The organism is Delftia sp. SD018 (assembly GCF_017355445.1).
Taxonomy (GTDB): Bacteria; Pseudomonadota; Gammaproteobacteria; order Burkholderiales; family Burkholderiaceae_C; genus Comamonas; species Comamonas acidovorans.
This window is the reverse complement of sequence record NZ_JADDRN010000020.1, coordinates 73819-89008: the sequence shown is the minus strand read 5'-3', so window position 1 is coordinate 89008 and position 15190 is coordinate 73819. Positions and strand designations below refer to the sequence as shown.

The 15190-nt window shown below is 69.3% G+C and carries 12 protein-coding genes and 1 pseudogene; 8 read left to right on the top strand and 5 right to left on the bottom strand.

The genetic code is table 11. From position 1 onward, the window contains the following. The first annotated feature begins 57 nt into the window (after window positions 1-57). Window positions 58-1019: pseudogene (locus INR38_RS19615) on the top strand (TauD/TfdA family dioxygenase). A gap of 9 nt (window positions 1020-1028) precedes the next feature. Here the strand turns inward: INR38_RS19615 and INR38_RS19610 are convergent. Continuing rightward, window positions 1029-1286, bottom strand: a complete 258-nt coding sequence (locus INR38_RS19610) for a DUF2789 domain-containing protein (RefSeq protein ID WP_012204886.1) — start codon at window positions 1284-1286, stop codon at window positions 1029-1031. 189 nt (window positions 1287-1475) lie between these two features. Between INR38_RS19610 and INR38_RS19605 the strand changes: the two genes are divergently transcribed. From INR38_RS19605 to INR38_RS19580, 6 genes are all read left to right on the top strand, one after another. Beyond that, the gene (locus tag INR38_RS19605) at window positions 1476-2516 is read left to right on the top strand and encodes a ligase-associated DNA damage response exonuclease (protein WP_063326490.1); all 1041 of its coding nucleotides are present in this window, start codon (window positions 1476-1478) and stop codon (window positions 2514-2516) included. Beyond that, complete coding sequence (locus INR38_RS19600; RefSeq protein ID WP_207443738.1) at window positions 2513-4204, top strand: ATP-dependent DNA ligase; 1692 nt, start codon at window positions 2513-2515, stop codon at window positions 4202-4204. Before INR38_RS19605 ends, INR38_RS19600 begins: the two co-directional genes overlap by 4 nt. Before the next feature lie 44 nt (window positions 4205-4248). Next, the gene (locus INR38_RS19595; RefSeq protein WP_207443737.1) at window positions 4249-7182 is read left to right on the top strand and encodes a ligase-associated DNA damage response DEXH box helicase; all 2934 of its coding nucleotides are present in this window, start codon (window positions 4249-4251) and stop codon (window positions 7180-7182) included. Between the two features lie 4 nt (window positions 7183-7186). Next, a complete protein-coding gene (gene pdeM, locus INR38_RS19590; RefSeq protein WP_242699133.1) occupies window positions 7187-7915 on the top strand; it encodes a ligase-associated DNA damage response endonuclease PdeM in 729 nt (242 codons plus the stop codon). Window positions 7916-8023: 108 nt separating this feature from the next. Next, window positions 8024-8641, top strand: coding sequence for a hypothetical protein (locus INR38_RS19585; RefSeq protein ID WP_013802965.1), 618 nt, complete (start codon window positions 8024-8026; stop codon window positions 8639-8641). Window positions 8642-8788: 147 nt separating this feature from the next. Then, complete coding sequence (locus tag INR38_RS19580; RefSeq protein WP_012204892.1) at window positions 8789-9832, top strand: transporter; 1044 nt, start codon at window positions 8789-8791, stop codon at window positions 9830-9832. 4 nt (window positions 9833-9836) lie between these two features. On the opposite strand, the gene INR38_RS19575 is transcribed toward INR38_RS19580, so the two are convergent. The 4 genes from INR38_RS19575 to INR38_RS19560 form a co-directional block, all read right to left on the bottom strand. Further along, window positions 9837-11345 carry a tripartite tricarboxylate transporter permease gene (locus INR38_RS19575; RefSeq protein ID WP_207443736.1) on the bottom strand — a complete coding sequence of 503 codons (1509 nt, stop codon included), beginning with the start codon at window positions 11343-11345 and terminating at the stop codon, window positions 9837-9839. Window positions 11346-11372: 27 nt separating this feature from the next. After that, entirely contained in the window at window positions 11373-11948 is a 576-nt protein-coding gene (locus INR38_RS19570) for a tripartite tricarboxylate transporter TctB family protein (protein ID WP_207443735.1), read from the bottom strand. Window positions 11949-11959: 11 nt separating this feature from the next. Then, window positions 11960-12994, bottom strand: coding sequence for a tripartite tricarboxylate transporter substrate binding protein (locus tag INR38_RS19565; protein WP_199960923.1), 1035 nt, complete (start codon window positions 12992-12994; stop codon window positions 11960-11962). 105 nt (window positions 12995-13099) lie between these two features. Beyond that, on the bottom strand, window positions 13100-14341 hold the full coding sequence (locus INR38_RS19560; RefSeq protein WP_012204896.1) for an aminotransferase class V-fold PLP-dependent enzyme: 1242 nt from the start codon (window positions 14339-14341) through the stop codon (window positions 13100-13102). 158 nt (window positions 14342-14499) lie between these two features. Between INR38_RS19560 and INR38_RS19555 the strand changes: the two genes are divergently transcribed. Beyond that, complete coding sequence (locus INR38_RS19555; RefSeq protein ID WP_012204897.1) at window positions 14500-15189, top strand: GntR family transcriptional regulator; 690 nt, start codon at window positions 14500-14502, stop codon at window positions 15187-15189. The last annotated feature ends 1 nt before the right edge of the window (window position 15190 follow it).

The window sequence follows — 15190 nt, the reverse complement described above, 5'->3', positions numbered from 1 at the left end:
CACGGCGGTTCCTAGCATGAGGGCTTCCCACCCATGCAAGCACTGAGGAGAGACGCCGTGAACGCTGTCACCGAAGCCAGCCACCTGAGCACCGTGGCCCAAGACCTGGAGCAGGACCCGCAACAGCCGCTGCAGATCCAGCCCCTGTCCGGCCGCATAGGCGCCGTGGTCCACGGCGCCAGGCTGTCGGGCGAGCTGGCGGCCGAACAGTTCACGCAGATCCATGCGGCCCTGCTGCGCCACCGCGTGCTGTTCTTCCGGGGCCAGCACCATCTGACGGATGCATCGCACCAGGCCTTTGGGCGGCTGTTCGGCGAGATCGAATCGCACCCCACCGTGCCTGCCCCGGACGGCACGGCCTTTCTGGAGCTCAATTCCCAGCATGGCGGCCGCGCCGATTCCTGGCATACCGACGTCACCTTCAAGGCGGCCTTTCCCAAGGTCTGCGTGCTGCGCGCCGTCACGCTGCCCGGCCATGGCGGCGACACCGTCTGGGCCAATACCGTGGCCGCCTATGAGGGCCTGCCCGAGCCGCTCAGGCAACTGGCCGAGCAGCTGTGGGCCGTGCATGGCAACGACTACGACTACGCCGAGAACTTCCGCCAGAACGCGGCCAGCCAGACCGAGACCGCAGGCCGCGCCAGCTACCGCAAGGTGTTCACGCGCAAGACCATCGAGTCGGAGCAGCCGCTGGTGCATGTGCACCCCGAGACCGGAGAGAAGGCGCTGCTGCTGGGCCACTTCGCCAAGCGCATCAAGGGCCTGCGCGCCAATGAATCGACGGCGCTGCTGCAGCTGTTCAACGAACGCATCATCCGGCTGGAGAACACCGTGCGCTGGCAGTGGGCGCAGGGCGCGTGGCCATCTGGGACAACCGCGCCACGCAGCACTACGCCATCAACGACTACGGAGATGCCCACCGCGTGGTGCGCCGCGTCACCGTGACCGGCACCGTGGCCACCAGCGTGGACGGCCGCCACAGCGTGGACATCACGGTGCCCGAGCCGCTGGCGGCCTGACTGCCCGTGCTATCGGGCAGCGCGCTGCCTGACCGCGTCTTCGTGCAGCGACTCGCTGAGCTGGTCCACGACGATGGACCACGACGCATCGGCCTTGAGCTGCTCGGCCAGGAACTGGCGCTGCGCATCGCTCCAGTAGGGCGCATCCACCACATCCACATCGGCGGCCAGCTGGTGCGCGCGGATGAAATCGGCAATGGCCTGGTCACTGGCATCCAGGCCCAGCTGCAGGAAGAGATTGGACATGCGTACGACGGAGTTGTTCATGAAGGCGTGTGGATGTGTGTGGGATGAGAGGGCGCTATCTTCCCCGATTTGACCGGCCCTGCGGCCCGGTTGCGGTCATTCGTTGAGCGGGTAGGTGCAGGCTGACAGCCTGCCGCGCTCCGGGCCAGCGTGCGCGCGGCGACCGCCCCACTAGCATGGGGACATGATCACTGCTTTCCCCGTTTCCGCATGGCCGCCGACCTGATCGTGGCCCGCCCCGAAGGCCTGTACTGCGCGGCCGGCGACTTCTACATCGACCCCTGGCGGCCCGTGGACCGGGCCGTGATCACGCATGGCCACTCCGACCACGCGCGCGCCGGCCACGCCCATTACCTGGCCCATGAAGACAGCGCCGGCGTGCTGCGCGCACGGCTGGGCGCGGACATCACGCTGCAGACCCTGCCGTATGGCGAAGCCATCGATCACCACGGCGTGCGCATCTCCCTGCACCCGGCCGGCCATGTGCTGGGATCGGCCCAGGTGCGGCTGGAGCATGGCGGCCAGGTCTGGGTGGCCTCGGGCGACTACAAGACGGAGGCCGACGGCACCTGCACCCCCTTCGAGCCCGTGCGCTGCGACACCTTCATCACCGAATCCACCTTCGGCCTGCCCATCTACCGCTGGCCCCGCCAGCCCGAGCTCATGGCCGACATCAACGCCTGGTGGCAAGCCAATGCGGCCCAGGGCCGGCCCTCGGTGCTGCTGTGCTATGCCTTCGGCAAGGCCCAGCGCATCCTGCACGGGGTGGACCGCCGCATCGGCCCCATCGTCGTGCATGGCGCGGTGGAGCCGCTCAATGCCGTGTACCGCGCAGCGGGCGTGGACCTGCCGCCCACGCTGCGCGTGACCGACCCCGGCGTGGATGCACAACTGCTCAAGACCGCCCTGGTGCTGGCGCCGCCTTCGGCGCAGGGCACGCCGTGGATGCGCCGGTTTCCCGGCCATGCTGACGCCTTTGCCAGCGGCTGGATGCAGCTGCGCGGCACGCGCCGGCGCCGTGGCGTGGACCGGGGCTTTGTCATGTCCGACCATGCCGACTGGCCCGGCCTGCAGTACGCCATAGGCGCCACGGGTGCCGAGCGTGTCTTCGTCACGCACGGCAGCGTGGCGGTGCTGGTGCGCTGGCTGCGCGAGCAGGGCCTGGATGCGCAAGCCTTCCAGACCGAATACGGCGATGAGGACGAGGCTGCCGCCGCCCAGGCTGCACCGGATGAGGCGCCCGCCCCATGAAGGATTTCGCCGCCCTCTACCGCGCGCTGGACGCCAGCACCGCCAGCCGCGACAAGCAGGCCGCGCTGCAGGCCTATCTGCGCGCCGCCGCGCCTGCCGATGCGGCCTGGGCCGTCTACTTCCTGGCCGGCGGCAAGCCGCGCCAGCTGGTGCCCACCAAGGTCTTGAAGGAGCTGGCGCGCGAGGCTGCCGGCCTGCCCGAATGGCTGTTCGACGAAAGCTACGAGGCCGTGGGCGACCTGGCCGAAACCATTGCGCTGCTGCTGCCGCCACCCGGTGACGCGCACGACCTGGGCCTGGCCGCCTGGGTCACGGACCACCTGCTGCCGCTGCGCGGCATGGCGCCCGAGGCGCTGGCGGACACGCTGCGCATGCAATGGGCGCGGCTGGCGGCCGATGAGCGGCTGGTCTACTTCAAGCTGATCACCGGCGCCTTCCGGGTCGGCGTGTCGCGGCTGCAGGTCACGCAGGCGCTGGCGGCCGTCAGCGGGGTGGATGCCAAGCGCATCGCCCAGCGGCTCATGGGCTACACCCACATCGGCGCGCGGCCCGGGGCGGCCGACTACCTGCGGCTGGTGGCAGGCGAGGAGGAAGGCGATGACGCGCATGCGGGCGAAGCCCGGGGCCACCCCTATCCCTTCTTCCTGGCCCATCCGCTGCAGTTGCCGCTGGAGCAGTTCGACGCCGTGCTCGGCCCGCCGTCCCAATGGGTGGTGGAGTGGAAATGGGACGGCATACGCGCCCAGATCGTGCGGCGCGGCAGCGGTGACGCGCTGGGCACCTGGATCTGGTCGCGCGGCGAGGAACTGGTGAGCGAGCGCTTCCCCGAGCTGCAGGCCATGGGCGATGCCTTGCCTGCGGGCACCGTGATCGACGGCGAGATCGTCGTCTGGGCCGCGCAGCAGGGCGAGGCGCCCGCCCATGTGCGCCCCTTTGCCGACCTGCAAAAGCGCATAGGCCGCAAGACCCTGGGCCCCAAGCTGCTGCGCGAGCTGCCCGTGGTGCTGCTGGCCTATGACCTGCTGGAGGAGGGCGGTCAGGACCTGCGCGCGTTGCCCCAGCATGAACGGCGCGCAAGGCTGGAGCAGCTGGTGGCCGCCGTGGCGCATCCGGCACTGCTGGCCAGCCCCGTGCTGCAAGGCGACAGCTGGGCCGCCCTGGCCGAACTGCGCGAGCAGGCCCGTTCCCTGGGCGTGGAGGGCATGATGCTCAAGGCCCGCGATGCCGCCTACGGCGTGGGCCGCACCAAGGACAGCGGCGTGTGGTGGAAGTGGAAGATCGATCCGCTGAGCGTGGACGCCGTACTCATCTACGCACAGCGCGGCCACGGCCGTCGCGCCAGCCTCTACAGCGACTACACCTTTGCCGTCTGGAACGCGCCGCCCGGCACCGAGGGCCGCGCCCTCGTGCCCTTCGCCAAGGCCTATTCGGGCCTGACCGATGCAGAAATGGCGCGCGTGGACGCCGTCATCCGCAAGACCACGGTGGAGAGCTTCGGCCCCGTGCGCAGCGTGCGGCCCACCCTGGTGTTCGAGCTGGGCTTCGAGGGCATTGCGCGCAGCGCACGCCACAAGAGCGGTATTGCCGTGCGCTTTCCGCGCATGCTGCGCTGGCGCGAGGACAAGCCTGTGCAGGAGGCCGACTCCATCGACACGCTGGCCGCCCTGCTGCCGCACTCCGACCCGTGACCGATGAATGACCGACCCGTGACCCACCCTTGACGCACCGCGCCATGGCCACCCGTTCCCCCCACCCCCTCGCCACCGCCTGGCTTGCCGCACGGGGCTGGAAGCCCTTTGCCTTCCAGCGCGCCGTGTGGAAGGCGCTGGCCCAGGGCCACAGCGGCCTGCTGCATGCCACCACGGGCGCAGGCAAGACCTATGCGGTCTGGCTGGGCGCGCTGCAGGCCTTTGCGCAGGCCTCCAACGCGCCTGCACAGGCCCCTCTCCAGGCCCCTGCCCAGGCCCCACCCAGCAGGAGAAAACCCGCCGCCGCACCCCTGACCGTGCTGTGGATCACGCCCATGCGCGCCCTGGCGGCCGACACGCTCAAGGCGCTGCAGACGCCCTTGCAGGCGCTGGCCCAGGACCATCCCGCGCTGGCGCGCTGGACCGTGGGCGCACGCACGGGCGATACGGGAAGCGCCGAGCGCAGCGCGCAGTCGCGCCAGCTGCCCACCGTGCTGGTCACCACGCCCGAGAGCCTGTCCCTGCTGCTGGCGCGGGCCGATGCGCGCGAGCTGCTGGGCTCCGTGCGCCTGGTGGTGGCCGATGAATGGCACGAGCTGCTGGGCAACAAGCGCGGCGTGCAACTGCAGCTGGCCCTGGCACGGCTGCGCGGCTGGAGACCGCAACTGAGCGTCTGGGGCATGTCGGCCACGCTGGGCAATCTGGACGAAGCCATGCAGACCCTGCTGGGCCTGGACGACCATGGCCAGCCGCGGCCCGGCGTACTGGTCCAGGGCCAGGTGGACAAGCGCCTGGTGGTGGACACCTTGCTGCCCGATCGGCCCGAGCGCTTTTCCTGGGCCGGCCACCTGGGCCTGGCCATGCTGCCGGCCGTGGTGCGCGAGCTCGAAGCCACGGCGGGCTCCACCCTGGTCTTTGTGAACGTGCGCTCGCAGGCGGAGCTCTGGTACAAGGCGCTGCTGGAGGCCCGGCCCGACTGGGCCGGCCTGCTGGCCATACACCATGGCTCTCTGGACCGGGGTGTGCGCGAATGGGTGGAGGCCGGGCTCAAGGCCGGCACGCTCAAGGCCGTGGTCTGCACCAGCAGCCTGGACCTGGGCGTGGACTTCCTGCCCGTGGAGCGCGTGCTGCAGATCGGCTCGGCCAAGGGCATTGCACGGCTGCTGCAGCGCGCGGGCCGCTCGGGCCATGCGCCGGGCCGGCCCTCGCGCATCACCCTGGTGCCCACGCACAGCCTGGAGCTGGTGGAGGCCGCCGCCGCCCGCGCCGCCGTGCGCGCGCAGCAGGTGGAAATGCGTGCCAGCCCCCGCCAGCCCGTGGACGTGCTGGTGCAGCACCTGGCCACCGTGGCCCTGGGCGGCGGCTTCGTGCCCGATGAGCTGTATGCCGAAGTGCGCCGCACCGTCGCCTACGCCGGGCTGGCGCCTGCGGTCTGGCAGTGGTGCCTGGACTTCGTGCACCGCGGCGGCCCCTCGCTGGCCGCCTATCCCGACTACCAGCGCGTGCGGCCCGACGCGGAGGGCATCTGGCGCATGCCTGATGCGCGGCTGGCGCGCAGGCACCGCGCCAACATCGGCACCATCGTCAGCGACGCCAGCATGAGCGTGCAGATCCTGCATGGCGCGCGGCTGGGCAGCATGGAAGAGAGCTTTCTGTCGCGCCTGTCGCCCGGCGATGCCTTTGTCTTCGCGGGCCAGGTGCTGGAGCTGGTGCGCATCGAGGACATGACCGCCTACGTGCGCCGCGCCGCCAGAACACGGCCCACCGTGCCGCGCTGGGCGGGCGCGCGCATGCCGCTGTCCACCGTGCTGGCCGACTTCGTGGTGCAGCAATTGGCGCTGGCGGCAGCGGGCGACTACCACTCGCCCGAGCTGCGCTGCGTGCGCCCCCTGCTGGAGGTGCAGCAGCGCTGGTCGGCCCTGCCCACGCCCGGCACGCTGCTGGCCGAAACCCTGCGCACGCGCGAAGGCTGGCATCTGTTCCTCTACCCCTTTGCGGGCCGCCATGCCCATACGGGGCTGGCCAGCCTGCTGGCCTGGCGTGCCGCGCAGGGCGAGACGGGCACCTTCTCCATCGCCGTCAACGACTACGGGCTGGAGCTGCTGAGCGCCACCGAGCGTGACTGGGCCGCCATGCTGCCCGAACTGCTGCGCGCCGAGCCGGTGCAGGCCGTGGCGGCGCCCGGACGTGTCTCTGCCACGGAGGCGGGCGCCATGCGCAATACCGCCAATGCCGACCGCCACTGGGACCAGGCCGCCGAGGATGTCCACCTGGCGGGCGATGACGCCCGCCACGCCCTGCTGCACGAAGTGCTGGCCAGCCTCAACGCCACCGAGATGGCAAGGCGGCGCTTCCGCGAGATAGCGCGGGTGTCCGGCCTGATCTTCCAGAGCCACCCGGGCGAGCGCCGCAGCGCGCGCCAGCTGCAGGCCTCGGCCCAGCTGTTCTTCGAGGTCTTTCGCAAGTACGACGACATGAACCTGCTGCTGCGCCAGGCCGATGAGGAAGTCCTGAGCCAGGAACTCGATGTCGCCCAGCTGCTGGCCGCGCTGCGCCGCATGCAGGCGCAGACGCTGGTGGTGAGCGCGCTGCGCCGTCCCAGCCCGTTTGCCTTTCCGCTGATGGTGGAGCGCTTTCGCGAAAAGCTCACCAACGAGCACCTGGCCGACCGCATCGCGCGCATGCTGGCCCAGCTGCACGAGGCGGCAGACACTGCGGGCGCGGTCAGCGAGCCGCGCGTGCAGGATGTCGTGCCGCCCGATCCGCCGCTGCGCCCGCGCAAGAAGGCCAGTGCAGGCCATGCCGCAAAGACCGCCAGGCCGGCCCAGGCTGCGGCCGAGGAACAGGCCACGGCCGCCGTGCGCCGCACGCTGGACTTTTCGCTGTCCGCGCCGGACGGCCCAGAGGCCGATGCGGCCAGCCGCCAGCGCAGCCAGCGCCGTGTACGCAAACCCTCGCGGCCCTTGCCGCTGCTGTGAAACCATGCCCCTCCTGAAAGGCCACGCACTGTTGCCAAGTCCTGTTCTCTCCGACGCCCTGGCCGGCAGCCTGGGCATCCTCCTGGCGGGCGAGCCCGTCCACCTGCTGGCCCAGCACGCCCTGTGGTGGCCCGCCCAGGGCACGCTGTTCATTGCCGACCTGCACCTGGGCAAGGCCGCCACCTTCCGCGCGCGCGGCATTCCCGTGCCGGCCGGCACCACCCAGGGCAACCTGGAACGGCTGTCAGCGCTGCTGCAGGGCCTGCCGGTGCGCCGGCTGGTCGTTCTGGGCGACTTCCTGCATGCCGCGCAGGCCCGCACGCCGTCCGTGCTGGCCGCCCTGGCCGACTGGCGACTCCGCCACGCGGCGCTGGAGGTGGTGCTGGTGCGTGGCAACCACGACAGCCATGCGGGCGACCCGCCGTCCGCGCTGGGCATCGGCGTGGTGGACGAACCCTGGCGCCTGGGGCCATTCGCGGGCTGCCATTACCCGCAGGAGGCTCCTGCCTGCCATGTGCTGGCCGGCCATGTCCACCCCGCTGTCGTGCTGCGCGGCCCGGGGCGAGATGCGCTGCGCCTGCCGTGCTTTGCCGTCCATGCCGGCTTCACCCTGCTGCCGGCCTTCGGCCTTTTCACCGGCATGGCCAGCCTGCCGCCCGGTCCTGGCCACCAGCGCTTTGCCGTAGGCGGCGGGCGGGTCTGGGCCGTTCCCGGTGGAGGGGGCGGGATGTAATCAGGCGTAATTTTCTGAAGGATCGTTGTTCCCTACAGTGCGCTTGCGCCCGCACGGCGGGGCAGCAGAAAGCGCCGCAGCGCTTTTTTGATCCATCAGGAGAGATGCATGGGCGTTCAACTCAACTTCGTCAATCAATCGAACGACGCAAACAACTCGCAGATCGTCATCTTCCAGAAAAACGTGGCCAGCGATTTCGAGGAACTGGCCGTGGCCTGGCGGGTCATCAAGTACTGCGGCCAAGGCGACAACCACCCATTCACCTTCCCGCTGGGCCTGCAGGTCGGTGCCAGCGACAGCTATGGCAACCACACGCCCCAGCTGGAGGCGCAGTTCGGCCAGCAGTTCCAGCTGTCCCTGAGCAGCAGCGGCGATCGCCTGGCGCCCGCAGGCTATGGCGCAAGCTCCAACGAAGTGCAGGTGCTCAACTCGCTGCCCCGGGGCGCCATCAATGCCAGTTGCTACAAGGACGGCCGGCTGCTGGCCGTCAAGACCGCGATTGCCCCCCAGCAAAAGGCCGTGTTCGAATTCAAGCCCACCATCTGGATCGGGGTGGTCTCGCAGATCGAACAGGGCCAGGTCATGAACTCGGCCATCCTGGGCGACATCAACACCGAGATCTCCCTGCTGGGCATCTCGCGCGCCGACATCGTGATGCGAGGCGGCGGTGCGGGCGCCGGGTCCACGCCGTTCTCGTTCACGCTGGAGAACGTCGTGATGTGCTGAGGCCTGCCCCGCACCCCCGACTGGGGGGGGCAGGCACATCGGATGACGACTCCGTGACAGTTGTCACACCTCTGTCATGGAGGCGGCCAAGAATCCCGCACTTGTCCGGCCCGCGCAGGCCACTCCCCGCAGGTGCCCCACCCATCCATGACTGACGCAGCCTCCCCCCTGGCCCAGGCCAATGAAGACGCAGGCCTGATCTGCGGCTGGCGGTTTTTCTGCGACACGCAGCGGCGTGTGGAGGCCATGACGGCGCAGTCGGCCGCGCAGTGGCTGGGCGCAGAGCGTCCGCTCACCGAGCCGGGCCGGCGCGACTTCCTGTGGCTGCACTTCAACCTGGCCAATACCCAGTCCCTGCGCTGGCTGCAGCGCCACGCCGCGCTGCCCGAAGTCTTCTACACCACGCTGCGCGAGGGCCTGGCCTCCACGCGCATCGAGCGCTCCGATGACTCCCTGGTCGCCGTGCTCAACGATGTGAATTTCGAGTTCAACTTCGAGTCGGCCGACATCGCCACGCTGTGGATCTGCCTGGACGAGCGCCTGGTCGTCACCGCGCGCACCCAGCCCCTGCGCTCGGTCGATGCGCTGCGTGCCGGCGTGCGCCAGGGCGACAGCCCCGCCAGCACGGCCGAGCTGCTGGAACACCTGATGCGCACCCAGGCCGACGTGCTGGTCAAGGTGGTGCGCGAGACCACGGCGCGCGTGGACGACATAGAAGACGCCATCATCGCGCAGCGCTACCACCATCCGCGCGCCCACCTGGGCCGGCTGCGCCGGCTGCTGGTGCGCCTGCAGCGCCTGCTGGCGCCCGAGCCGGCCGCGCTGTTTCGCCTGCTGCAGCAGCCCCCCGCCTGGATGGGCGAGGACGATCGCCGCGGCCTGGCCGCCGCCAGCGAGGAGTTCTCGCTCATGCTGCGCGACATGCAGACCCTGCAGGACCGCATCAAGCTGCTGCAGGAAGAAGTGGCCGCCGCCGTGAATGAGGACAACAGCAACAGCCTCTTCGTGCTGACCGTGGTCACCGTGCTGGCCCTGCCCATCAACATCCTGGCCGGCCTGTTCGGCATGAACGTGGGCGGCATACCCCTGGCAGAGCACGAGCACGGCTTCTGGATCGTGGTGTCCATCGTGATCGCCTTCACCGTCATTGCCGCCTGGCTGGCGTTTCGCAAGAAGCGGTACAGGGATTAGCGTCTCAAGCCGCCACAACCCTCGCCCCGAACGCCACCGCCCGCAACTTGCCCAGCAGCGGCCACACCAGCATCAGCAGGGCCAGCGTGGTGATGGTGCCCGACAGGCCGTTGTGCCAGAAGATGCCCAGCTCGCCCTGGCTGGAGAGCATGCTCTGGCGGAAGGCGTCTTCCATGCGGTCGCCCAGCACGATGGCCAGGACCATGGGCGCCAGCGGATAGTCCAGCTTCTTGAACACGTAGCCAACCACGCCGAAGACCAGCATGAGCCAGATGTCGGTGGCGTTGCCGTGCACGGTGAAGGCGCCGATGGCGCAGACCATGAGGATCATGGGCGCGACGATGGAAAACGGCACGCGCAGGATGGCGGCGAACAGCGGCACGGTGGCCATGACGATGACCAGCCCGGCGATGTTGCCCAGGTACATGCTGGCGATCAGTCCCCAGACGAAGTCCTTTTGCTCGGTGAACAGCAGCGGGCCGGGCTGCAGCCCCCAGATCATCAGCCCGCCCAGCAGCACGGCCGCCGTGGCCGAGCCCGGAATGCCCAGGGCCAGCATGGGCAGCAGGGCCGAGGTGCCGGCCGCGTGGGCGGCGGTCTCGGGGGCGAGCACGCCTTCGGGGTTGCCCTTGCCGAAGCTGTCGGGGTCGCGCGAGAACTTCTTGGCCAGCCCGTAGCCCATGAAGCTGGCCGCCACGGCGCCGCCGGGCGTCACGCCCATCCAGCAGCCCACCAGTGCCGAGCGCAGCATGGTCAGCCAGTAGCGCGGCAGCCGGGCCCAGGTCCTGAACACCACCTTGAGGTCGATGGAGGCCTTCTTGCCCTTGAAGGCCAGGCCTTCCTCGATGGTCATCAGGATCTCGCTGATGCCGAACAGGCCGATCACCACCACCAGGAAATCAAAGCCGCGCAGCAGCTCCGTGGAGCCGAAGGTCATGCGCAGGTCGCCCGAGATGGTGTCCATGCCCACGGCCGCCAGCAGCAGGCCCACGGCCATGGCGGCCACGATCTTGGCCTTGGGCTCCTTGCCCATGCCGATGAAGGAGCAGAACGTCAGGAAGAAGACCGCAAAGAACTCCGGCGGCCCGAACTGCAGCGCGAACGAGGCCACGACCGGCGCCAGGAAGGTGATCAGCATCACGCCCGAGATGGCGCCGATGAACGAGCCCGTGAAGGCCGTGGTCAGCGCGGCCCCCGCGTGGCCCTGCTGGGCCATGGGATAGCCGTCGAAGGTGGTGGCCACCGACCAGGCCTCGCCCGGGATGTTGAACAGCACCGAGGTGATGGCGCCGCCGAACAGCGCCCCCCAGTAGATGCACGACAGCAGGATGATGGCCGAGGTGGGCGACATGCCGAAGGTCAGCGGCAGCAGGATGGCCACGCCGTTGGGGCCGCCCAGGCCCGGCAGCACGCCGACCACGATGCCCAGCAGGATGCCCGTGAGCATCAGCCCCGTGTTCTGCCAGGTGGTGACGGCCGCGAAGCCGTGCGCGAGGTATTGGAGTTCGTCCATGGTGTTGCTCCGTGGCGGCGACAGGGGTCAATAGCCGAGCCAGGCTTCAAGCGGACCCTTGGGCAGGGGCACCTTGAACTGGATCTCGAAGACGTAGAACAGCAGCACGCTGGTGAAGCCCGACAGCGCCACGGCCTTCCACCAGGGATAACGACCCGCAAACACCATGAAGCCCGTGATGAACAGCACCGAGGCCGCGTAGATGCCCAGCGGCGCGATCACGGCGATGTAGGCCGTCAGCGGCAACAGCACCTGGGCCACGCGCTTGAGCTGCAGCCAGCTGGCGAACTGCTCCTGGCTGCGGCTGCGCAGCGCCTGCACGAAGACGGCGATGGCGCAGATGCCCAGCACGGCGCCCACGCGCAGCGGGAAGTAGCCGGCCTGCGGGCCGGTGTCGCTCCAGCCCGCGCCAATGCGCTGGTTGTCCCAGACCACGAGCACGGCCAGCGCCAGCAGCACGGCGGCCACGCCGTACTCCACATGGCGGCGGGACAGGCCGGGGGCCTGGGCTTCGGTGGCCACGCTGGAGGGCTGGGCCGGGGCTGCTGCTGCCGCTGCCGCTGAATTGGAGGAGGGCGGGGCAAGGTGGATGGCGTTGTCCATGGCGCGGCTCCTCACTTGGCGGCGGCGGCCACGCTGGCCGACAGGAAGCCGGCCTTCTTCATGATGTCGAGGTGGCGCGTCTCGTCCTTGGCCAGGAAGTCCACGAAGGCCTGCCCCGTCATGTACTCGGGCTTGAGCGCGTTTTTCTCCAGGTACTCCTTCCATTCGGGCGTGGCCACCACCTTGTGCATCACGCCTGCATAGAACTGCGCCTGCTCGGGCGTGGTGCCGGGCGGCAGGAAGAAGCCGCGCAGCATGGTGTATTGCACATCCAGGCCCTGCTCCCTGCAGGTGGGGATGTCCGACAGCGCCTGGCTGCCCGTGACCTTGGCCGTGTACTCGATGCGCTGCGTGTCGAACACGCACAGCGCCCGCACCTGGCCCGCGCGCCACTGCGCCATGGACTCGCTGGGGTTGTTGACGTTGGAGTCGATGTGCTTGCCCACCAGCTGCGTGCTGGCCTCGCCGCCGCCCTTGTAGGGGATGTAGGTGAACTTCACGCCGGCGGCCTGTTCCATGTTGGCGGTGATGATCTGGTCCTCGCGCTTGGAACTGGTGCCGCCCATCTTGAACTTGCCGCCGGCCTGCCGCGCGGCGGCCAGGTAGTCGGCAGGCGTCTGGTAGCCGGTCTCGGCATTGACCCAGAGCACGAACTGGTCCTGCGCGATCATGGCCACGGGATTCAGGTCGCGCCACTGGAAGGGCAGGGCCGTGGCCATGGGCAGGGTGAAGATGGCCGTGGAGGCCACCAGCAGCTTGTGCGGGTCGCGCGCCGAGGCCTTGACATCCAGAATGCCCTCGGCGCCGGAGGCGCCGGCCTTGTTGAGGATGACCACGGGCTGCTCGATCAGCTTGTGTTTGGTGACGATGGCCTGGATCACGCGTGCCATCTGGTCGGACGCGCCACCGGCCGAGAACGGCACGACGAGTTCGACGGACTTGGCGGGCTTCCACTGCGCCCAGGCTGCAGGGGCGAGGGTGATGGCGGCGGTGGCAGCGAGGGTGGCGACGGCAGCTGCCGCCAGGCGGTTGCGGGGCGATGTCATGTCTCTTGTCTCCTGTTATTTCCTGGTATTGGTGCAATCCACGATCAAGGGGGCGAGCCATGTGCTCCGGCTCTGCCAAGGGTTTTTGGCGCGGGGCCGATGGGTTCAGGCGGCCTTGCGCAGCGCACCGGCTGCGGCGTGGGCAGCGAAGTAGTCCATGGACGCCTGCACGCCGCTGCCGGCCAGACGGATGCCGGACAGCTTCAGGCCCATCTCCACGCCCGCCACCATGGCCAGCAGCGTGAGGTCGTTGCTGTCGCCCAGGTGGCCCATGCGGAACATGCGGCCCTTGAGCTTGCCCAGGCCCGCGCCCAGCGACAGGTCGAAGCGCGTGTGGATCAGGCGGCGCAGGGCGTCGGCATCCACGCCTTCGGGCGTGATCACGCCGGTGAGCACGGGCGAGTAGACCTGCGGATCGGCGCACTGGATGGGCAGGCCCCAGGCCTGGACGGCGGCGCGCACGCCGGCCGCCCAGCGCTGGTGGCGCGCAAACACCGTATCCAGCCCTTCGGCCAGCAGCATGTCCAGCGATTCGGACAGGGCGTACAGCAGGTTGGTGTTGGGCGTGTAGGGCCAGTAGCCGGTCTGGTTCATCTCCACGATCTCGTCCCAGGCCCAGAACGACTTGGGCAGCTTGGCGCTTTTGGCGGCCTCCAGCGCGCGTGGCGACAGCGCGTTGAAGCTGATGCCGGGCGGCAGCATCAGGCCCTTTTGCGAGCCGCTGATGGTCACGTCCACGCCCCATTCATCGTGGCGGTAGTCGGCACTGGCCAGGCCCGAGATGGTGTCCACCAGCAGCAGGGCCGGGTGGCCCGCCGCGTCGATGGCGCGGCGCACGGCGGCGATGTCCGAGGTCACCCCCGTGGAGGTCTCGTTGTGCACCACGCACACGGCGCGGATCCGGCGCTCCGTGTCCTTGCGCAGCCGCGCCTCGATCAGGCCGGCCTGCACGCCATGGCGCCAGCCCGGCGCCTGGGGCAGGTGCTCATCGGAGCCGCCATAGGACAGGAACTCGGTGGACAGGCCCAGGCGCGTGGCCATCTTCTGCCACAGCGAGGCGAAGTGGCCGGTCTCGAACATCAGCACATGATCGCCAGGGCTGAGCGTGTTGATCAGGGCCGCCTCCCAGGCGCCCGTGCCGGAGGCCGGGTAGATCACCACCGGATGCCGGGTCTTGAAGACCTGCTGGATGCCGGCCAGCACCTTGAGGCCGAGCTGGCCGAACTCCGGCCCCCGGTGGTCGATGGTGGGCAGGCTCATGGCCCGCAGGATGCGGTCGGGAACCGGGCTGGGGCCGGGGATCTGGAGGAAGTGGCGGCCCGTGGGATGGTTGTCGAGCGTGAGCATGGTGCGTCCTTTTCAAGGAAATGCCAGGTCGGTCTGCGGGGGAGGGTGTTTGCGAATTTTTGCATTCAAAATTCATAAATGCCTTGGTGATAACCATGAATACCTTGAGAAATGCTTGCGTAAAAATGAATGCAAAATTCATTCGACCAGGAGAATCCATGGCGGAGATCATCGAGATTTCGCGGCTTGCCCTGCATGACCAGGTGGCGGCACGGCTGCGCACCTGGCTGGTGGAGGGGCGCATACCGCCCGGTGCCAAGCTCAACGAGCGCGCGCTGTGCGAGCAGCTGCGCGTTTCGCGCACGCCGCTGCGCGAGGCCATCAAGCTGCTGGCCTCCGAAGGGCTGGTGGACCTGGTGCCCAACCGCGGCGCCGTGGCCGTGCGGCTGGGCGAGGCCGATGTGCTGCAGACCTTCGAGGTGCTGGCGGGGCTGGAGGGCATGTCGGGCGAGCTGGCCGCGCAGCGCATCAGCGAGCAGCAGCTGGCCGAGGTGCGGGCCCTGCACTTCGAGATGCTGGCCAGCCATGCGCGCCAGGACCTGTCCGGCTACTACCGGCTCAATGCGCTGATCCACTCGGCCATCAACCGCGCCGCCGCCAACCCCGTGCTGGCCGAGACCTATGGCCGCATCAACGCCCGCGTGCAGTCGCTGCGCTTTCGCACCAACCAGGACGCGGCCAAGTGGAAGCGTGCCGTCCAGGAGCACGAACGCATGCTGGAGGCGCTGCAGGCGCGCGACGCCGCCGCGCTGCGCCAGGTGCTGGTGGCCCACCTGGAGCACAAGCGCGACACCGTCATCGCCCTGCTCAAGGCAGGCCAGATCTACCCACGAACCATGAACGAATGAG

What these genes read in the sequence shown, in the direction of transcription:
- INR38_RS19605 (WP_063326490.1), top strand. Translation starts at nt 1,476, where the DNA reads ATGGCCGCCGACCTGATCGTGGCCCGCCCCGAAGGCCTGTACTGCGCG.
- INR38_RS19580 (WP_012204892.1), top strand. Translation starts at nt 8,789, where the DNA reads ATGACTGACGCAGCCTCCCCCCTGGCCCAGGCCAATGAAGACGCAGGC.
- INR38_RS19565 (WP_199960923.1), bottom strand. Translation starts at nt 12,994, where the DNA reads ATGACATCGCCCCGCAACCGCCTGGCGGCAGCTGCCGTCGCCACCCTC.
- INR38_RS19595 (WP_207443737.1), top strand. Translation starts at nt 4,249, where the DNA reads ATGGCCACCCGTTCCCCCCACCCCCTCGCCACCGCCTGGCTTGCCGCA.
- INR38_RS19555 (WP_012204897.1), top strand. Translation starts at nt 14,500, where the DNA reads ATGGCGGAGATCATCGAGATTTCGCGGCTTGCCCTGCATGACCAGGTG.
- INR38_RS19610 (WP_012204886.1), bottom strand. Translation starts at nt 1,286, where the DNA reads ATGAACAACTCCGTCGTACGCATGTCCAATCTCTTCCTGCAGCTGGGC.
- INR38_RS19560 (WP_012204896.1), bottom strand. Translation starts at nt 14,341, where the DNA reads ATGCTCACGCTCGACAACCATCCCACGGGCCGCCACTTCCTCCAGATC.
- INR38_RS19575 (WP_207443736.1), bottom strand. Translation starts at nt 11,345, where the DNA reads ATGGACGAACTCCAATACCTCGCGCACGGCTTCGCGGCCGTCACCACC.
- INR38_RS19600 (WP_207443738.1), top strand. Translation starts at nt 2,513, where the DNA reads ATGAAGGATTTCGCCGCCCTCTACCGCGCGCTGGACGCCAGCACCGCC.
- INR38_RS19570 (WP_207443735.1), bottom strand. Translation starts at nt 11,948, where the DNA reads ATGGACAACGCCATCCACCTTGCCCCGCCCTCCTCCAATTCAGCGGCA.
- INR38_RS19585 (WP_013802965.1), top strand. Translation starts at nt 8,024, where the DNA reads ATGGGCGTTCAACTCAACTTCGTCAATCAATCGAACGACGCAAACAAC.
- pdeM (WP_242699133.1), top strand. Translation starts at nt 7,187, where the DNA reads ATGCCCCTCCTGAAAGGCCACGCACTGTTGCCAAGTCCTGTTCTCTCC.